We start from the raw sequence: 17752 nt of genomic DNA on the forward strand, positions 1-17752 counted from the left end.
GAGATAGTCTGCCACATAACGGTTATCGCCTACCAGTGAAAGAGGGCAAGGATGTCGCGTTCACCCCGCTCCCGAACCGTCGAGATCATCTCCGACGAACGATACGTACAGGCCGAGTCGCCGCGCTGGGACGGCAGGGACGGCGGTCTGGCTTGGATCGACATGGCGACAGGGCGCTTTCACCGGGGGCGCATCGAGGGCGGACGACTGCTGCAGGGCGGATCCGTGCTCGTCGGGGCGAAGATCGGCGCGCCGGCGCCCCTCATCGAGGCGGGGGCGGGATGGATCGTCGCGACGGAGCGCGGGGTGGTCCACGTGGCGGATGAGGGCGGCATCACGTCCGTCGTCGTGGATCTCGCCGCACCGGAGGACTACATGAACGACGGGGCCTGCGATCCCTCCGGGCGCTTCTGGGTGGGCAGCCAGTCGATGCCGCGGGATCCGCACAGCTCCCTCTGGAGCATCGACGAGCACGGGGTCGCGGTCGAACGCCTCGGCGGGGTCACGGTATCCAACGGCCTCGTCTTCGACGGCACCGGATCCACGATGTACTACATCGACACGCTGCCGCACCGCAGCATCGAGGCGTTCGACGTGGCGCCGGACGGCACTCTGTCTCGTCGCCGCACGGTGTGCGCCGTCGGCGGAGGGAACCCCGACGGCATGACGATCGACAGGGAGGGGATGCTCTGGGTCGCGGTGTGGGATGCGGGGGAGGTGCGCCGCTACTCGCCGGACGGGACGCTCGATGAGACGATCGCGCTCCCCGCGACGAGGCCGACCGCGGTCGCCCTCGTCGACGACCTGCTGGTGATCACGACCGCGAGCATCGGGCTGCCGCGCCCCTCCGCGGCGGACGGTGCGATCCTGGGCGTGCGGGTCGAGGTCGGCGGTGCGCCCGCGCTGCCGTGGGGCGGCGCGATGCCCCTCGGCGGTCACCGCGACGCGTCGGCCGGTGGGAGCGACTCGTGAGCGTCGTGGACAACGGCCGCCTGCAGGAGCGGCTCGGCGAGAGCAGGCTCATCGCGATCCTCCGCGGCAGCGACGTCGATGCCACGGTCGCGGCGGCGCGGACGCTGCTGGACGCCGGCGTCCTGACGCTGGAGATCGCGCTCACCCTGGACGGGGCGGAGGAGGCGATCGCGCAGGTCGTCCAGGATGCTCCGGCCGGCGCGATGATCGGCGCCGGCACGGCCCTCACCCCGGCGGATGTCGACAGGGCCGTATCGGCCGGTGCGCAGTTCATGGTGACGCCGACGCTCAGCCAGTCCGTCGGGTACGCGGTCAGGGAGGGCATCGGCGTGCTTCCCGGCGTCTACTCGCCCACGGAGATCCAGCGCGGTCTGGACCTCGGCGCCGCGGCCGTGAAGCTGTTCCCTGCATCCGGTCTCGGCCCCGGATTCATCCGTGCCGTCAGGGAGCCCCTGCCGCACGCGCGGATCATCCCGGTCGGCGGCGTGTCCGTCGGGTCGGTGGGGGAGTACCTCGAGGCCGGCGCGTTCGCGGTCGGCGTCGGAGGGCCGCTCCTCGGCGATGCGGCGACGCCCTCCGGAGACCTCGCGGCCCTCGCCTCGCGCGCCGCGGCCTTCCGTCGGGCCGTAGCGCGCCCCTGAGGGCACCCGCCCCCGACGCAAGCCCCTCCACCGACGAGTCGTCCCCGTCAGCGCACTCCATAGGGTGCGCTGACGGGGACGACTCGTCGGCGGGGCTGCGTCAGTGCGTGTCGACGGCCTCGATCTCGGTGCGATCGCCGGACCACTGGGTGTGGAAGGTGCCGGGCTTGTCGATGCGCTTGTAGGTGTGCGCGCCGAAGAAGTCGCGCTGGCCCTGCACGAGCGCGGCGGGGAGGCGGTCGGCGCGGATCCCGTCGTAGTAGGACAGCGACGAGGAGAACGCGGGGGCGGGGATCCCGGCCTGCGCGGCGGCCACGACGACGCGGCGCCACGCGGCCTGGGCGCGGCCGATCGCCTCGGCGAAGTACGACGCGGCCATCAGGACCGGCAGGTCAGGGGTCTCGGCGTAGGCGTCGGCGATGCGGTTCAGGAACTGCGCGCGGATGATGCAGCCGCCGCGCCAGATCTTCGAGATCGCGCCGAGTTCGATGTTCCAGCCGTACTCCGCGGCGCCGGCACGGATCTCGTCGAAGCCCTGCGAGTACGCGACGATCTTCGACGCATACAGCGCCAGGCGCACGTCCTCGATGAACGCGTCGACCTGGTCGGCCGGGACGGTGAACTCCTCGCCAGGACCGGGGAGCGCGCCGGCGACGACGCGCTGCTCGGGGTGCGAGCTCAGCGAGCGGGCGAAGGTGGCCTCGGCGATGCCGGAGACGGGGACGCCGAGGGAGAGCGCGGTCTGCACGGTCCACGCGCCGGTGCCCTTGGCGCCGGCCTGGTCGAGGATGACGTCCACGAGCGGCGCGCCGGTGGAGGCGTCGACCTGACGGAGCACCTCGGCGGTGATCTCGATGAGGTACGACTCCAGCTCGCCCTTGTTCCACTCGGCGAAGATCTCGGCGATCTCGGCCGGGTTCTTGCCCGTGCCGCGGCGGATCAGGTCGTAGGCCTCGGCGATGAGCTGCATGTCCGCGTACTCGATGCCGTTGTGCACCATCTTCACGAAGTGTCCGGCGCCGTCGTGGCCCACGTGCGTCACGCACGGCTCGCCCTCGGCGATCGCGGCGATCGAGCGCAGGATCGGGCCCAGCGTCACCCAGGACTCGTCGGATCCGCCCGGCATGATCGAAGGACCGGTGAGCGCGCCCTCCTCGCCGCCGGAGATGCCGGCGCCGACGAAGTTGATCCCGGTGGCGCGCACGGCCTTCTCGCGGCGGATGGTGTCGGGGAAGTACGCGTTGCCGCCGTCGACGATGATGTCGCCCGGCTCGAACACCTTGACGAGCTCGTCGATCACGGCGTCGGTGCCCGCGCCGGCCTTGACCATGATGATCGCGGTGCGCGGCTTCTGCAGCGCGTCGGCGAACTCCTGGTAGGTCGCGGCGGGGATGAATCCGGCCTCGGGGTGCGCGTCCAGCACGCCCTGCGTCTTCTCGTAGCTGCGGTTGAAGATCGCCACGGTGTTGCCCTCGCGGCTGGCGAGGTTGCGGGCGAGATTCGAACCCATGACGGCGAGTCCGACGACTCCGATGTTGGCAGCGGCAGTGGGCACGGTGATCTCCTCGTGTGTCCGATGGGGGATGGATTCAGGGTATCGCTGTTGCGGCAGGGGTCAGGGCTGTGCGTCCGGCTGCCGCGCGCGCCGGTGCCGGTGCTCTCGATCGGATCCGCGTCGCCTCTGCGGGCGCGTCGGCGACGGCGTCCCGCGTTCCGGGATGAAGCGGCGCGGGACCGTCGCGGGTCCGCGCCAGCGACGGACGCACGCGGGGGCATGTAACGATCCGAGCAACCGTTCCGCGTTAGCAGGCGAAAACTGGACGCCGTCGGACTAATGTCGTGCGCGGGACGCGTACATGGAGGTACGCTCGCCACACCTTGAAGACATCGACGTTCGCAAGGGGCGGTCGATGACCCGAGTCGGAAGGCAATCACAAAATGATCCGAAAGAAAGTCGTCGCGGGGGTCGCAGCCGCAGCCGCACTGCTGCTGCTCGCGGGTTGCGCGAATCAGGCCGGGGGCACGTCATCGACGACCGGCAGCAGCAGCAAGATCGATGTCCCGACCGTGTCGTCGGTCGACACGCCGAAGGACGCGGTCCTGCCCGCCGGTGACGGCAAGGCGACGTGCTCGAACCTCAACCTCGGCTACATCGGCGCCGAGACCGGTCCGAACGCCCAGCTCGGCATCAACATCGTCAACGGCGTGAAGCTCGCGATCGACCAGCACAACAAGGCGAACCCGGGCTGCCAGGTCGGACTCAAGGAGTTCGACACCGAGGGCGACCCGAACAAGGCGACCGGCCCGGTCACTCAGGCCGTCAGCGAGGCGGACATCGTCGGCGTCATCGGCCTGCCGTTCTCCGGCGAGTCGAAGGCCACGGGGAACATCTTCGAGCAGCAGGGCCTGGTGCACATCACCCCGTCCGCCACGAACCCCGGCCTGACCAAGAACGGCTGGACGACGTTCTTCCGCGGCCTCGGCAACGACTCGCAGCAAGGCCCGGCCGCCGCGAAGTTCGTGACCGACACGCTGAAGGCCAAGAAGGTCTACCTGGTGCAGGACGACTCCGACTACGGCATCGGCCTGGCCACCGCGACCAGCGATGCTCTCGGCTCCGCCAAGACCGGCAGCGACAAGGTCACCACCGGCCAGAAGGACTTCTCGGCCGTGATCTCCAAGATCATGAACGCGAAGCCCGACGCGGTGTACTACGCCGGCTACTACGCCGAAGCCGCCCCGTTCGACCAGCAGCTGGTCGCCAAGGGCTACACCGGCGCCTTCGTCGGCCCCGACGGTGTGAAGGACGACCAGTTCATCAAGCTGGCCGGCGACGCGTCGAAGAACGCCTTCTTCACCTGCCCCTGCATCCCGGGCGAGCTGCTGAAGGACTTCGAGAGCCAGTACAAGGCGGCCTCCAACGCGGAGCCCGGCACGTACTCCATCGAGGGCTACGACGCGGCCACCGTGCTGCTGAGCGGCATCGACGCGGGCAAGGTCAGCCGCGCCGACCTCAAGGACTGGGTCAAGACCTACGACAAGGACGGTCTGAGCAAGCACTACAAGTGGGACTCCACGGGAGAGCTGCAGGCGCCCGCCGTGTACGGCTACAAGGTCGACAGCGGCAAGATCGCCTACATCGGTCCGATCGGTCAGTGACCGAAAGGATCCCGCGGCACGGAGGCTTCCTCCGTGCCGCGGGATCCCCTGCCCCTGCTCTTTCCCGGCGCAACGTCGCGCCCTCTGTGGAAGTGAAAACTGAATGCTCGATCTCGTCGCCCAGTCCGTGGTGCACATGGACTCGTCCTGGATCAATTTCGATATCAACTCTCTGCTCCAGAACTTCTGGAGCGCCACCTTCGACGGCCTCACCTTCGGCGCCGTCTACGGCCTGATCGCCGTCGGCTACACCCTCGTCTACGGCGTCCTGAGCCTGATCAACTTCGCCCATTCGGAAGTCTTCATCGTCGGCGCCTACGGCGTCGTGATCACCCTGACGATGCTCGGCTTCGGCCCCAGTGCCCCGACGATCGGGCCGCTGGCGATCATCATGGATCTGCTGCTCGCGCTCGTGGTCGGCATGGTGTTCTCCGCGGGCACCGCGTTCATCGTCGAACGGGTCGCCTATAGACCGCTACGCAAACGGAACGCCCCGAGACTGGCGTTCCTGATCACCGCGATCGGCGTCTCCTTCGCGATCCAGTACCTGATCTTCCTGCCGTTCATCGGCGGGGCGAACGCGCAGCCGGCCGTGACGATGTTCATCCCGGCGCCGGTGTTCGACGTGTTCGGCACGATCATCACCAACCAGCAGATCATCATCGTCGTCTCGGCCTTGCTGCTGATGATCGGCACGGACATGTTCATCCGGCGCAGCCGCACCGGACGCGGGATCCGCGCCGTGGCGCAGGATCCAGACACCGCGACCCTGATGGGCGTCTCGAAGGAGCGCACCATCGTGATCACGTTCATCATCGGCGGTCTGCTGGCCGGAGCCGCCGCGCTGTTCTACGTGATGCTGGTGCCTTCGGGCGTCATCTACAACGGCGGGTTCATCCTCGGCGTCAAGGCGTTCGCGGCGGCCGTGCTCGGCGGCATCGGCAACGTCCGCGGCGCGCTGCTCGGCGGCATCCTGCTGGGCATCGTCGGCAACTACGGGCAGATCCTGCTCGGAGACGCCCAGTGGGCCGACGTCGTGGCCTTCGTGATCCTCGTCCTCGTGCTGCTGGTCCGACCGACCGGCATCCTGGGCACCACTCTCGGAAGGAGCAGGGCATGAGCACCTCATCCGACGGGCCCCGCCCGCTGCCCACGGCAGAAGCGGCCCGAGAGACGATCGAGACCGAGTCCATCGCCACCCTGCGCCGCGGACCGTTCCGCGGACTTCGCGAGCGCTGGAACGAGCTGTCCCGCCCCGCGCAGTGGGGGTGGATGCTGATCGTCGTCGCGATCGCCTATGCGATGCCGTATCTGAACTTCTTCCCGCTCAGCACGGCGCCAGGCAACGACTGGCCCCTCGCCCTGTTCGCGATGGCCGTGTACGCGCTCGTCGCCGTGGGCCTGAACGTCGTGGTCGGCTACGCCGGCCTGCTCGACCTCGGGTACGTGGCCTTCTTCGCGGTGGGCTCCTACACGGCGGCGATGTTCACCAGCCCCGACTCGCCGTACCTGAAGATCCCCTACCTGTGGACGCTTCCACTGGCGATGGTGATCGCGATGATCTTCGGCGTCGTGCTGGGCGTGCCCACGCTGCGGCTGCGCGGCGACTATCTGGCGATCGTGACCCTCGGCTTCGGTGAGATCGTGCGCATCCTGGCGACCATCATCCCGGCGATGAAGGGCCAGGTCGGCTTCCAGAACGTCGGCCGCCCGCCGGGGGACGGACCGAACGGGATCCCGATCTTCGCGAACTCGAACGGCACCCCGTGGTACTGGCTGACCGTGACGATCCTCATCATCATCCTGCTGCTCGCGGGCAACCTGGAGCGCTCGCGCGTCGGGCGCGCCTGGATCGCGATCCGCGAGGACGAGGACGCCGCGGAGACCATGGGCGTCCCGACGTTCAAGTACAAGGTGTGGGCGTTCGCGATCGGTGCGAGCGTCGGGGGGCTCTCCGGCGCGCTGTTCGCCGGTCAGGTCGGCTTCGTGAACAACCAGAAGTTCGACGTGCAGACCTCGATCCTGTTCCTCGCGGCCGTCGTCCTCGGCGGCACGGGCAACAAGGTCGGCGCGATCCTGGGTGGCGCGATCGTCGCGTACATCCCGCTGCGGTTCACGGCCGTCGCCGACTACAAGTACCTGATCTTCGGCGTCGCCCTGGTGATCCTGATGATCTACCGCTCGCAGGGCCTCATCCCGGCGAAGATGCGGCTCATGGCGTATTCGCGCAAGGCGATCGAATGGGTCGCGCCACCGAAGACGCCGAGAGGCGCGGAACCGCCGGGAGCACCCACGCCGCGCACGGAGGGAGGAGCGTCATGACCGACGAGAACGACAACAGGGTCGACGCGACTCCGGAGGAGCCCGTGACCGACGCCGTGTCGGCCGCGGAGCCGACGCTCGACGACGGCGCGGAGCCCGACATCGTGCCGGGCGAGGCCCCGCCGCTCGTCGAAGGCGCGGAGTCCGAGCGCGAGATCGAGGTCGCGGTCGGCGAGAAGCTCGTCGAGGTGAAGAACCTCACGATCAAGTTCGGCGGCCTCACCGCGCTCGACGACGTCTCCTTCGACATCAGGCGCGGCGAGATCCTCGGTCTCATCGGTCCGAACGGCGCCGGCAAGACGACGTGCTTCAACGCGATGACCGGCGTGTACCGGCCGACCAGCGGCGACGTGCTGCTGGAGGGGACGTCGGTGAAGGGTCGCAAGCAGCACCAGATCACGCGGATGGGCCTGGCGCGCACGTTCCAGAACATCCGGTTGTTCGGCGAGATGACGGCACTCGAGAACGTGGTGGTGGGCCTCGACGCCCGGCACCGCACCTCGGTGCCCGGCGCGCTGATCCGCTCCCCGCGGCACATCCGCGAGGAGAGGAGCTCTGTGGACAGGGCGATGGCGCTACTGGACTTCGTCGGCATCGCCCAGCACGCGCAGAAGCGCTCGAGGGATCTGTCCTACGGATCCCAGCGGCGCCTCGAGATCGCCCGCGCGCTGGCGACGGATCCGAAGCTGCTCTGCTTGGACGAGCCGGCCGCCGGCTTCAACCCGGCCGAGAAGGAGGATCTGATGGCGCTCATCCGGTCCATCAGGGACGAGGGCTACACGGTGCTGCTCATCGAGCACGACATGAAGCTCGTGATGGGCGTCACCGACCGCATCGTGGTGCTGGAGTTCGGCCGCAAGATCGCCGACGACCTGCCCGCCACCATCCGCAACGATCCGCGCGTGATCGCCGCCTACCTGGGAGTGCCCGAAGATGACGCTGCTTGAGCTCAAGGACGTCGCGGTCCACTACGGCAGGATCAAGGCGATCCACGACATCTCCTTCTCGGTCGACGAGGGCGAGATCGTCACGCTGATCGGTGCGAACGGCGCGGGCAAGACGACGACGATGCGCACGATCTCCGGGCTGCTCCAGCCGTCGAGCGGATCCATCACGTTCGACGGCCAGGACATCACCAAGATGAAGGCGCACCTGCGGGTGGTCAAGGGCATCTCGCAGTCGCCGGAGGGTCGGGGGATCTTCCCCGGCATGACGGTGCTGGAGAACCTCGACATGGGCACGTTCGGCCTGAAGAACAAGTCGGGCGTCTCGGAGTCCTACGAGCGCGTGTTCTCGCTGTTCCCGCGGCTCGACGAGCGCAAGAAGCAGCTCGGCGGCACGATGTCCGGCGGTGAGCAGCAGATGCTCGCGATCGGCCGCGCGCTGATGTCGCAGCCGCGCGTGCTGCTGCTGGACGAGCCGTCGATGGGGCTCGCTCCGCAGTTCATCCGGCAGATCTTCAAGATCATCACCGAGATCAACGCGCAGGGTACGACCGTGCTGCTGGTGGAGCAGAACGCGAACCAGGCCCTGGCCAGGGCGCATCGCGCGTTCGTGCTCGAGACCGGGGCGATCACGCGCACCGGAACCGGCAAGGAGCTGCTTGCCGATCCGGCCGTCAAGGAGGCCTACCTCGGCGTGGGGTGAGCGATCCCTGCGCCTGTCGAAGGCCGCACACACGAGAAGAACCGCGTCGTCCCTCGGGGCGGCGCGGTTCTTCGTGTGCGGTACGTCAGTCCTTGCGGTAGCCGGAGCGGCCGAGCGAGAACAGCGCGCCGAAGCAGAGCACCGTCGCACCGACCGCCATCAGGCCGATCAGCCAAGCCAGCGCTTCGGAGAGGAATACACCATCGGTCATGCCGTACAGCCTATCGTCAGTGGCGCGCGCCGAACTCGGGTAACATGGTGGGGTCCTCGGCGAGGGATGACGCGCGTGCGCGCACATCCGTGATCGACGCGGCGAGCTCTGGCTCTCCTTCCGTCATGTCGAGACGACGCACCCAGACCACCGCGCAGCCCCTGCGCCGCGCGTGAACAAGGAGAACAGCATGTCTGAAGACAACAAGGTCGTCGCGGAGCTCCGCACCAGCTTCGGCAAGGGCTTCGCCCGCCGTCTGCGCGCCGCCGGCCAGATCCCCGCCGTCATCTACGGCCACGGCACCGACCCGGTGCACGTCGCCCTTCCCGGCCACCAGGTCGGCCTGCTGATCCGTCGTGCCAACGCGCTGCTCGAGCTCGACATCGACGGTCGCGCCGAGCTGACCCTGGTCAAGGACGTCCAGAAGGACCCGGTGCACCAGATCATCGAGCACATCGACCTGCTCGTCGTGAAGAAGGGTGAGAAGGTCTCGATCGAACTCCCCGTCGTCGTGGTGGGCGAGGCGTTCGCAGGCACCATCGTGCAGTTGGAGAACACCCACCTCGCCGTCGAGGCCGAGGCCACGCACATCCCGGAGAACGTCGAGGTCTCGGTCGAGGGGCTCGAGGAGGGCGCGCACATCACCGCCGCCGACGTCAAGCTGCCCAAGGGCGTCACCCTGGCCGCCGATCCCGAGCTGCTCATCGTCGCCGTCTCGGCGCAGGCAGCCGCCGAGTCCGAGGACGAGGCCGCAGCGGCCGCGCCGTCCGAGGGCGCCGCTGCGGAGTGATCCGCGGTTAGAACTTCTGGCGAAGGGGGCGCGATCGGATCGCGCCCCCTTCGTCGTCCCAGGACGGTCTCCTGGCACCCCGCGAATTCAGGGAGGATGGATCCATGGCGCAGACATGGCTGGTCGTCGGGCTCGGCAATCCCGGGCCTAAGTACGCGACGACCCGGCACAACGTCGGGCAGATGGTCGTCGACGAGCTCGCGGCCCGTCGCGGCGAGACCTTCCGCGAGCACAAGAGCGGGGCCAGGGTCGTGGAGACATGGGTGCGCCCGGGCGGCGACAAGCTCGTGCTCGCCAAGCCGAACAGCTTCATGAACGTCTCGGGCGCCCCGGTCGGCGCGCTCGCCCGGTTCTATTCGGTGGATCCGGACCGGATCGTGCTCGTGCACGATGAGCTCGACATCCCCTTCGACACGATCAAGCTCAAGGTCGGCGGGGGGCACGGCGGGCACAACGGCATCCGCGATGTCGCGCGAGTGCTGACGACGCCCGACTTCCCGCGGGTGCGGGTGGGGATCGGCCGGCCTCCGGGGCGACAGGATCCGGCCGACTGGGTGCTCGCGCCGTTCGGCGCGGCGGAGCGTCCGAACCTCCCGATCCTCATCTCCGATGCGGCGGATGCCGTGGAGCTGCTGGTCGAGGACGGGCTGCTCGCGGCGCAGCAGAAGCATCACGCGCCGCGCTGATCCGCCTGCGTCTCCGGCGTCGCGCTCCGTCCCCGACGGGACAGACGCGGATGTCTTCGCGCGTCAGCGCTGCGTCGCCGCGACGCCGAGCGCGACGATGAAGACGATGTAGCCCACGAGGCCGTACACGAACGGTCCGAGCGCGGCGATGATGACCGCGGCGATGCCGGGCCCACGTCCGCGCCGCTTGGCGATCGCGACGATGCCCTGCACGAGCGCCCAGATCCCCAGCGCGGTCGCCGTCCAGGTCGTGATCTCGACCCACAGGATGAGATCGCGTACGGGGGTGAGGAAGGAGAGGTCGTCTGAGGACACCCTGTTCTCGAGGGCCGTGAGGTCGGTCGAGGAGCCGATGCCGTGCCCGACCTGCCAGGCGAGCACGGCGCCCACGATCGTGAGCACCACGGTGGCGAGGAGCGCGAGCAGCAGGGCCACGCGGCCGAGGCCGGAGCCGCCTGCCGGGCGGGCCGCCGGAGCGTACGGGTCTGCGTAGCCGCCGGCGGGTCCGGAGAAGGCTCCGGGCGGCGCCTGATAGACGGGTGCCACCGGCTGCTGCGGGTACGCGGGCGCGACCGGCTGCTGCTGGTAGGCGGGCGGGGCGACCGGCGGCGCCGGATATCCCGGCGCGGCGGGCGGCGGAACGGGGCTGGACTGCTGCGGATCGGTCACGCGTTCATCCTAGGGTCGGTGGCCGACGTGCGGTGGCTGCCGCGTGCGGCGGCGGGCGTGCGCGCAGTGGTGGCCGGTGTGCGGCGTGCAACGCGATCGTCGTTTCGTCCTCCACAGGGGTGGTTGCGGGGGAGTTCTGCACAGTTCGGAAATATGGGTTGATCTGGGGGTTCGAATGTCGGTGGCCCCGTGTTGGATGGGGGTATGACATCGAGTCCGGCGGAGGTTCTGCAGCAGGTGGATGACCTGTTGGCGGGGTTGTGCGCGTCGGTGGAGATGGGTGCGGGGTTCGACGGGGTGGACGCGGCGGGGTTGGTGTCGGCGTTGGTGGTGGCCGGGTCGGTGCGGCGGCGGGTGGATGCGGTGCTGACCGGGTTGGTGGGGCAGGTCGCGGATCGGGATCGGCGGGTCGTGGAGGAGCGGGTGTCGGCGGTGGCGGGGTGCCGGGATGTGACGGAGTTGTTGCGGCGGGCGTTGCGGACCGATGTGGGCACGGCGCGGGGGTTCGTGCGCGCGGCCGGTTTCACGCACCGGGAGGTGTTCCTGTCCAGTGGGGGGTTGGGTCCGGCGGTGTTCCCGGCGATGGCGGAGGTGTTGCGGGACGGGGTGGTGTCGGTGGCGGGGTTGCTGGCGGCGGTCGGTCCGGTGGAGCGGGTGGGGAACCGGATCAGCGTCGAGGAGCGGGAGGTGGTGGACGGGTTGCTCGCGCGTACGGCGCGGGGTGAGGATCTGCCGGATGAGCGGGGGCGTCCTGGGCCTTGTCCGTCGACGGAGGAGTTGGCGGACTTCTCGCGGGTGTTGATGCTGCGGTTGGATCCGGATGGGGCGGAGCCTGAGGATCGGGCGGGGGAGCGGAACAGGGCGTTGCGGGTCGGTGCGCTCCGGGATGGGGTGCACCCGGTCTCGGGTGGGCTGCTGCCCGAGGTCGCGGCACAGTTGCAGCGCCTGAACGATGCGCTCAACAATCCGGCCGCGACCGGATCGCCGTCGCTGGCGGCACCATCGTCGGGATCGGGGCATGGGCCGGTCGGCTTCCGTGCCGACGACACCGTGTCAGACGGGCTTGGTGACGACCCGGACGAGGGTCCCGACACAGTAGGCGGGCTTCCCGTTCCGGACGAGGCCCGCACTCCCGCGCAGCGGAACCATGACAACCTCGCGATGATCCTGCACGCGGCCGCCGCGTCCGCAGGCATGCCCCAGCTCGGTGGTGCTGCCCCGACCCTGGTCGTCTCGGTGACTGCGGAGGACTACGTCAATGGGACCGGGCGGGCACGCCTGGAGGGCACCGGCTGGGATGTCCCGGTCTCTGTCGCCCGGCATACGGCGTGTGCGGGTGGGATCCAGCGGGTGCTGTTCGACGAGCGGGGCCAGATCGTCTCGATCGGCACGACCGCGCGGATCTTCACCGCGGTGCAGCGTCGTGCGATCGCCCTCCGCGACCGGGAGTGCGTGATCCCCGGCTGCCACGTGCCCGCGACCTGGTGCGAGATCCACCACGTCCAGGAGCACGCCACCGGGGGTCCCACGCACACGAGTAACGGTGTCGCCCTGTGCTGGCACCACCACCGCACGCTCGATGTGTCGGGTTGGCAGATCCGCATGCGGCACGGCGTCCCTGAGATCCGAGGCCCGCACTGGTGGGACCCCTACCGTGGCTGGCACCGGCCCCGCACCCGCCACGGCACGCCCCGAAACATCCGCACCCCCACCCACGCCCTCGCACCACCCGGATGACACCCGCAGGGGCCGCGCGACCTGCTGATACACCCGCAGGCTCGACTCCGCCCGGGCGTCGTGTCGGCGGCGGCGCATAGACTCTTCCGGTGACTGTGCAGGGGATCATCCGCGCTCTGGAAGAGGAGGCGTCCGGATTCAGGGACGCCCTGAGCTGGGCGCAGACCGACGCCGACCTGCTGGCGAGTGCCGGCATGGACGCGCCGATGCTCGCCGGGCTCCTCGAGCGCCGGTCCGCGGCGGGGAAGCCCGCGGTACTGCTCGTGGTCGCTCCGACCGGACGGCGCGCCGAGTCGCTCGCCGCCGCCCTCGGCTCCTACCGCCCCGATGCGGAGATCCTGTCCTTCCCCGCGTGGGAGACGCTCCCGCACGAGCGGCTCAGCCCCAGCCCCGACACCGTCGGGCGGCGCCTCGAGGTGCTGCGCCGGATGCGGATCTGGTCGGGGGAGCGGCCGCTGGTCGTCGTCGCCTCGGTGCGCGCGGCGCTGCAGCCCGTCGCCGCCGGGCTCGGAGACGTCGAGCCGCTCGAGCTCACGGTCGGGGGTCGCGGGTACGACCTCGACACCGTGGCGGCCTCCCTCGTCGAACGCGCGTACTCGCGGGTCGACATGGTCTCCCGCCGTGGTGAGTTCGCCGTGCGCGGCGGCATCCTCGATGTCTTCCCGCCCACGGCAGAGCACCCGTCCCGGGTCGAGTTCTTCGGCGATGAGGTCGATCAGATCCGGCTCTTCTCCGTCGCGGATCAGCGCTCTCTTCCTGTCGCGCCCTCCGGGGTCTCACTGCCGGCCAGCCGCGAGCTGCTGCTGACGGCCGAGGTCCGCGAGCGCGCCGGCGCTCTCGTCGATGCCTTCCCCGGGATCGCGGGGATGCTGCAGAAGATGGCGGAGGGGATCCCGGTCGAGGGCATGGAGTCGCTCCTGCCCGTTGTCGCGGGGCCCGTCGTACCGCTGACGGACTACCTCCCCGTGAACGCCGCTGTCGCGCTCGTGGACCCGGAGCGCTCCGGCGCACGCGCGGCGAGCCTCGGCGAGACGAACCGGGAATTCCTCGATGCGGCCTGGAGTGCGGCGACTGCCGGCGCCTCGGCGCCGATCGACCTGCGGACGGGCGACTTCCTGTCGGTCGCAGAGCTGCGGGCGGCCCTCCACGACCGCGGCGGCGTGTGGTGGCGGCTGAGCGCCTTCGACGCCGGCTCCGACGACGCGAACTTCGACCAGGGCGCCGACGGCGTGAGCGCCGCTCCGATCCCGTCGTTCCACGGCAACGTCGACGGGGCGATCGACTTCACCGCCGGCCGCGTCGCCGACGGGTGGCGGGTCGTGCTCGTCGCGTCGGGACCCGGCCTCGTGGATCGCGCTCGCGACGTGCTCGCCGACCGCGGTGTCGCGGCTCGCGTGGTCGACGGGCTTCCGGGCATCCCCCACGCCGGCGTCGCGACGCTCGTCACGGGCGCCATCGAATCGGGCTTCCAGGTCGCGAGCGCGAAGATCGCGGTCCTGACCGAGAACGAGTTCTACGGGCGCACGATCGGCGGCGACACACGCGTCGTGAAGAAGCTCGCCTCGCGGCGCAAGAACGTCGTGGATCCGATGCAGCTGAAGGCCGGGGACTTCGTGGTGCATCAGACGCACGGCATCGCGCGCTTCGTCGAGATGACCCAGCGCGAGGTCTCCTCGGGCGGGCGCAACGCCGTGAAGACGACGCGCGACTATCTCATGCTCGAGTACGCGCCGACCAAGCGCGGCTACCCGGGCGACAAGCTCTACGTGCCCACCGACCAGCTCGACCTTCTGTCGAAGTACGTCGGCGGCGAGGCCCCGACGCTGTCCAAGATGGGCGGCAACGACTGGGCCGCCGCGAAGGGCAAGGCGCGCAAGGCCGTGCGCGACATCGCGGTCGAGCTCGTGAAGCTGTACTCGGCGCGGATGGCGGCCAAGGGCTACGCGTTCGGCAAGGACACGCCCTGGCAGCGCGAGCTGGAGGAGGCGTTCCCGTTCGCGGAGACCCCCGATCAGCTGCAGACCATCGACGAGATCAAGGCCGACATGGAGCGGCCCATCCCGATGGACCGGCTGCTGTCCGGCGACGTCGGCTTCGGCAAGACCGAGGTCGCCGTGCGCGCCGCGTTCAAGGCGATCCAGGACGGCAAGCAGGTCGCCATGCTCGTTCCGACGACGCTGCTCGTCAAGCAGCACCTCGAGACGTTCACCGAGCGCTTCGCGGGATTCCCGGTCAAGGTGCGCCCGCTGTCGCGCTTCCAGACCGACAAGGAGGCGCGGCTCACGCTCGACGGTCTGCTGGAGGGATCCGTCGACATGGTGATCGGCACGCACCGGATCCTGACCGATCAGGTGATGTTCAAGGACCTCGGCCTCATGATCGTCGATGAGGAGCAGCGCTTCGGCGTCGAGCACAAGGACGCGCTCAAGAAGATGAAGACCAACGTCGACATCCTCGCCATGAGCGCCACCCCGATCCCGCGCACGCTCGAGATGGCGGTCACCGGGATCCGCGAGATGTCGACCCTGCAGACCCCGCCGGAGGACCGGCATCCGATCCTCTCCTTCGTCGGGCCGAAGAGCGACAAGCAGGTCGCTGCGGCGATCCGCCGCGAGATCCTCCGTGAGGGGCAGATCTTCTACGTGCACAACCGCGTGCAGTCGATCCAGCGCACAGCGTCCGAGCTCGCCGAGCTCGTGCCGGAGGCGCGGATCGCCGTCGCGCACGGGCAGATGGGCGAGCATCAGCTGGAGCAGGTCGTCGACGACTTCTGGGAGCGCAAGTTCGATGTGCTGGTCTCCACGACCATCATCGAGACCGGCCTGGACATCTCGAACGCCAACACGATCATCATCGACCGTGCCGACCGCTACGGTCTGAGCCAGCTGCACCAGCTGCGCGGGCGGGTGGGCCGTGGCCGTGAGCGCGCCTATGCGTACTTCCTCTACGACGAGATGAAGCCGCTGAGCGAGACCGCGGCCGACCGGCTGCAGACGATCGCGGTGAACAACGACCTGGGATCCGGCATGCAGGTCGCGCTCAAGGACCTCGAACTGCGCGGCGCTGGCAACCTGCTGGGCGCCGAGCAGGCCGGGCACATCGCGGGGGTCGGCTTCGACCTGTACCTGCGCATGATCGGCGAGGCCGTCGCGACGTTCCGCGGCGAGGAGACCGAGACCGGCGCCGAGCTGCGCCTGGAGCTGCCGGTGGACGCGCGGATCCCCGACTCGTACATTGACAGCGAGCGACTGCGGCTCGAGGCGTACCAGAAGCTCTCCAGCGCGGCGACCGCGACCGCGGCGGACGACGCGATCGGCCACGTCGTCGAGGAGCTCGCGGACCGGTACGGGGCGCCGCCGGCCGAGGTCGAGGGTCTCGTCGCGATCGCCCGGCTGCGGCGCCGCGCCGCGCGGGCGGGCCTCACGGACGTGGTGGCCATGGGATCGAACCTCCGGGTCGCTCCCGCTCGTTTCGAGGACTCGATGAAGGTGCGCGTGCAGCGCCTGTACCCCCAGGCCAAGCTCGTGGGCGGGGGAGAGGCTCTGGTCGTGCCGATGCCCGGCGCCGATCGGGTCGACCCGGTCGAATGGACGGGCCAGCTGCTGACGGCGCTGTTCCCCGAGCCCGCTCCGGCGGAGCCGGTCGCCGCGGTCGCACAGGCGGGCGCCGCAGGATGAGCGCCGACGAGCCCCGGTGGCGCTGGCTGTCCACGCGCGAGGTGCACCGAGGGCGGGTGCGGATCGACGCCGACGAGGTCGAGCTCCCCGGCGGCGCACGCACGGTCTACGAGGTCGATCGCAGCGCGCCGTTCTCGGTGTCCACGCTCGTGGTGCTCGGCGGTGATGTCGTGCTGGCCCGGCAGTACCGCTACCCGATCGACCGCTGGATCCTCGACCTGCCCGGTGGCGCAGGGGATCCCGGTGAGGCTCCTGCGGATGCCGCCCGGCGCGAGCTCGAGGAGGAGCTCGGACTCGTCGCCGACGAGCTCACGCCCCTGCACGTCTTCGCGATGAATCCGGGGCGCAGCGTCTGGAAGACGCACGTGTTCCTCGCCACGGCCGTGCGGCGCGGGCACGCCGCGACCGATGATCCGGCGGAGCAGGTGCGCAGCGTGCGCTTGCCGCTCGCCGAGCTCGACCGCCTCATCGCCGAGGGCGAGATCCTGGATTCCGCGCTGCTCGTGGCGCGCACGATGGCCGCGGCGAAAGGCCTTCTGCCTCCCGTCGGGATCTGAGCGCTCCGGCGTCGCCGATTCCGAGTCGCCCGGTCCGCCGTGGCGACTACGCTCGTCACATGATCTACGAGCACCTCGGGGCTCGGCCCCGCATCCACGACACCGCGGTCGTGGCGCCGTCCGCCGTGATCTCCGGCGATGTCACGATCGGGGAGAACTGCCAGGTGCTGCACGGCGCCGTGATCACGGCGGAGGGCGGACCGATCACGCTCGGCGAGCACGTGATCGTGATGGAGAACGCCCTCATCCGTGCCACCGCGGCGAACCCCGTGCACATCGGCGACCACGTGCTGGTCGGGCCGATGGCGAGCATCTCCGGCGCGACGATCGCGGAGGAGGTCTTCCTCGCCACGGGCACCAGGATCTTCAACGGCGCCGTGATCGGGGAGCGCAGCGAGGTGCGCATCAACGCCGTCGTCCATCTGCGCACGACCCTGCCGCCCGAGACCGTCGTGCCCATCGGGTGGGTCGCGGTCGGCGACCCGGTGCGCATCCTCTCGCCCGAGCGGCATGAGGAGATCTGGGAGGCGCAGCACGAGCTGGACTTCCCCGGCTACGTCTTCGGCGTCGACCGCTCGACGCCCGACCTCATGGTCCAGCTCACCGAGCGCTACGCCCGCTCGCTCGCGCGGCACCTCGAGGACCACGCGCTCTGACCGGATCCCTCTCTCCGAACGAAGCCCG

At 69.8% G+C, this 17752-nt stretch carries 16 protein-coding genes; 13 read left to right on the forward strand and 3 right to left on the reverse strand.

From position 1 onward, the window contains the following. Window positions 1–51 precede the first annotated feature (51 nt). Entirely contained in the window at window positions 52–972 is a 921-nt protein-coding gene (locus RS86_RS01500; protein WP_045270443.1) for an SMP-30/gluconolactonase/LRE family protein, read from the forward strand. After that, window positions 969–1613 carry a bifunctional 4-hydroxy-2-oxoglutarate aldolase/2-dehydro-3-deoxy-phosphogluconate aldolase gene (locus RS86_RS01505; RefSeq protein ID WP_200892726.1) on the forward strand — a complete coding sequence of 215 codons (645 nt, stop codon included), beginning with the start codon at window positions 969–971 and terminating at the stop codon, window positions 1611–1613. Before RS86_RS01500 ends, RS86_RS01505 begins: the two co-directional genes overlap by 4 nt. 100 nt (window positions 1614–1713) lie before the next feature. Here RS86_RS01505 and gndA read toward each other — a convergent pair whose 3' ends face one another. Further along, window positions 1714–3168 carry an NADP-dependent phosphogluconate dehydrogenase gene (gene gndA, locus RS86_RS01510; RefSeq protein ID WP_152642031.1) on the reverse strand — a complete coding sequence of 485 codons (1455 nt, stop codon included), beginning with the start codon at window positions 3166–3168 and terminating at the stop codon, window positions 1714–1716. A 383-nt stretch (window positions 3169–3551) separates the two neighbouring features. Between gndA and RS86_RS01515 the strand changes: the two genes are divergently transcribed. The 5 genes from RS86_RS01515 (at window position 3552) to RS86_RS01535 (ending at window position 8741) form a co-directional block, all read left to right on the forward strand. Further along, window positions 3552–4772: a branched-chain amino acid ABC transporter substrate-binding protein gene (locus tag RS86_RS01515; RefSeq protein WP_045270445.1), complete on the forward strand. Its 1221-nt coding sequence runs from the start codon at window positions 3552–3554 to the stop codon at window positions 4770–4772. 103 nt (window positions 4773–4875) lie between these two features. Further along, entirely contained in the window at window positions 4876–5892 is a 1017-nt protein-coding gene (locus RS86_RS01520) for a branched-chain amino acid ABC transporter permease (protein WP_045270446.1), read from the forward strand. After that, window positions 5889–7094, forward strand: a complete 1206-nt coding sequence (locus RS86_RS01525; RefSeq protein WP_082076481.1) for a branched-chain amino acid ABC transporter permease — start codon at window positions 5889–5891, stop codon at window positions 7092–7094. Before RS86_RS01520 ends, RS86_RS01525 begins: the two co-directional genes overlap by 4 nt. After that, window positions 7091–8041: an ABC transporter ATP-binding protein gene (locus RS86_RS01530; protein WP_082076482.1), complete on the forward strand. Its 951-nt coding sequence runs from the start codon at window positions 7091–7093 to the stop codon at window positions 8039–8041. Before RS86_RS01525 ends, RS86_RS01530 begins: the two co-directional genes overlap by 4 nt. Next, window positions 8034–8741, forward strand: coding sequence for an ABC transporter ATP-binding protein (locus RS86_RS01535; RefSeq protein WP_419177690.1), 708 nt, complete (start codon window positions 8034–8036; stop codon window positions 8739–8741). Before RS86_RS01530 ends, RS86_RS01535 begins: the two co-directional genes overlap by 8 nt. A gap of 85 nt (window positions 8742–8826) precedes the next feature. Here the strand turns inward: RS86_RS01535 and RS86_RS21065 are convergent, their stop codons facing one another. After that, window positions 8827–8952 (reverse strand): hypothetical protein, encoded by a 126-nt coding sequence (locus RS86_RS21065; protein WP_258133241.1) that lies wholly within the window; start codon window positions 8950–8952, stop codon window positions 8827–8829. Window positions 8953–9142: 190 nt separating this feature from the next. Here RS86_RS21065 and RS86_RS01540 point away from each other — a divergent pair, with 190 nt between their 5' ends. Beyond that, window positions 9143–9742, forward strand: a complete 600-nt coding sequence (locus tag RS86_RS01540) for a 50S ribosomal protein L25/general stress protein Ctc (RefSeq protein WP_045270448.1) — start codon at window positions 9143–9145, stop codon at window positions 9740–9742. Between the two features lie 104 nt (window positions 9743–9846). Then, entirely contained in the window at window positions 9847–10428 is a 582-nt protein-coding gene (gene pth / locus RS86_RS01545; protein WP_045270449.1) for an aminoacyl-tRNA hydrolase, read from the forward strand. Between the two features lie 63 nt (window positions 10429–10491). Here pth and RS86_RS01550 read toward each other — a convergent pair whose 3' ends face one another. Further along, window positions 10492–11097 (reverse strand): hypothetical protein, encoded by a 606-nt coding sequence (locus RS86_RS01550; RefSeq protein WP_045270450.1) that lies wholly within the window; start codon window positions 11095–11097, stop codon window positions 10492–10494. 204 nt (window positions 11098–11301) lie between these two features. Here RS86_RS01550 and RS86_RS01555 point away from each other — a divergent pair, with 204 nt between their 5' ends. The 4 genes from RS86_RS01555 (at window position 11302) to RS86_RS01570 (ending at window position 17724) form a co-directional block, all read left to right on the forward strand. Further along, window positions 11302–12834 (forward strand): HNH endonuclease signature motif containing protein, encoded by a 1533-nt coding sequence (locus tag RS86_RS01555; protein ID WP_045270451.1) that lies wholly within the window; start codon window positions 11302–11304, stop codon window positions 12832–12834. A gap of 89 nt (window positions 12835–12923) precedes the next feature. Continuing rightward, window positions 12924–16511, forward strand: a complete 3588-nt coding sequence (gene mfd / locus RS86_RS01560; RefSeq protein ID WP_045270452.1) for a transcription-repair coupling factor — start codon at window positions 12924–12926, stop codon at window positions 16509–16511. Then, entirely contained in the window at window positions 16508–17068 is a 561-nt protein-coding gene (locus tag RS86_RS01565) for an NUDIX hydrolase (protein WP_045270453.1), read from the forward strand. The genes mfd and RS86_RS01565 overlap by 4 nt, the downstream gene beginning before the upstream one ends. A gap of 59 nt (window positions 17069–17127) precedes the next feature. Further along, the gene (locus RS86_RS01570) at window positions 17128–17724 is read left to right on the forward strand and encodes a gamma carbonic anhydrase family protein (RefSeq protein WP_045270454.1); all 597 of its coding nucleotides are present in this window, start codon (window positions 17128–17130) and stop codon (window positions 17722–17724) included. The last annotated feature ends 28 nt before the right edge of the window (window positions 17725–17752 follow it).

This window comes from Microbacterium azadirachtae (genome assembly GCF_000956505.1).
Classification (GTDB): domain Bacteria; phylum Actinomycetota; class Actinomycetes; order Actinomycetales; family Microbacteriaceae; genus Microbacterium; species Microbacterium azadirachtae_A.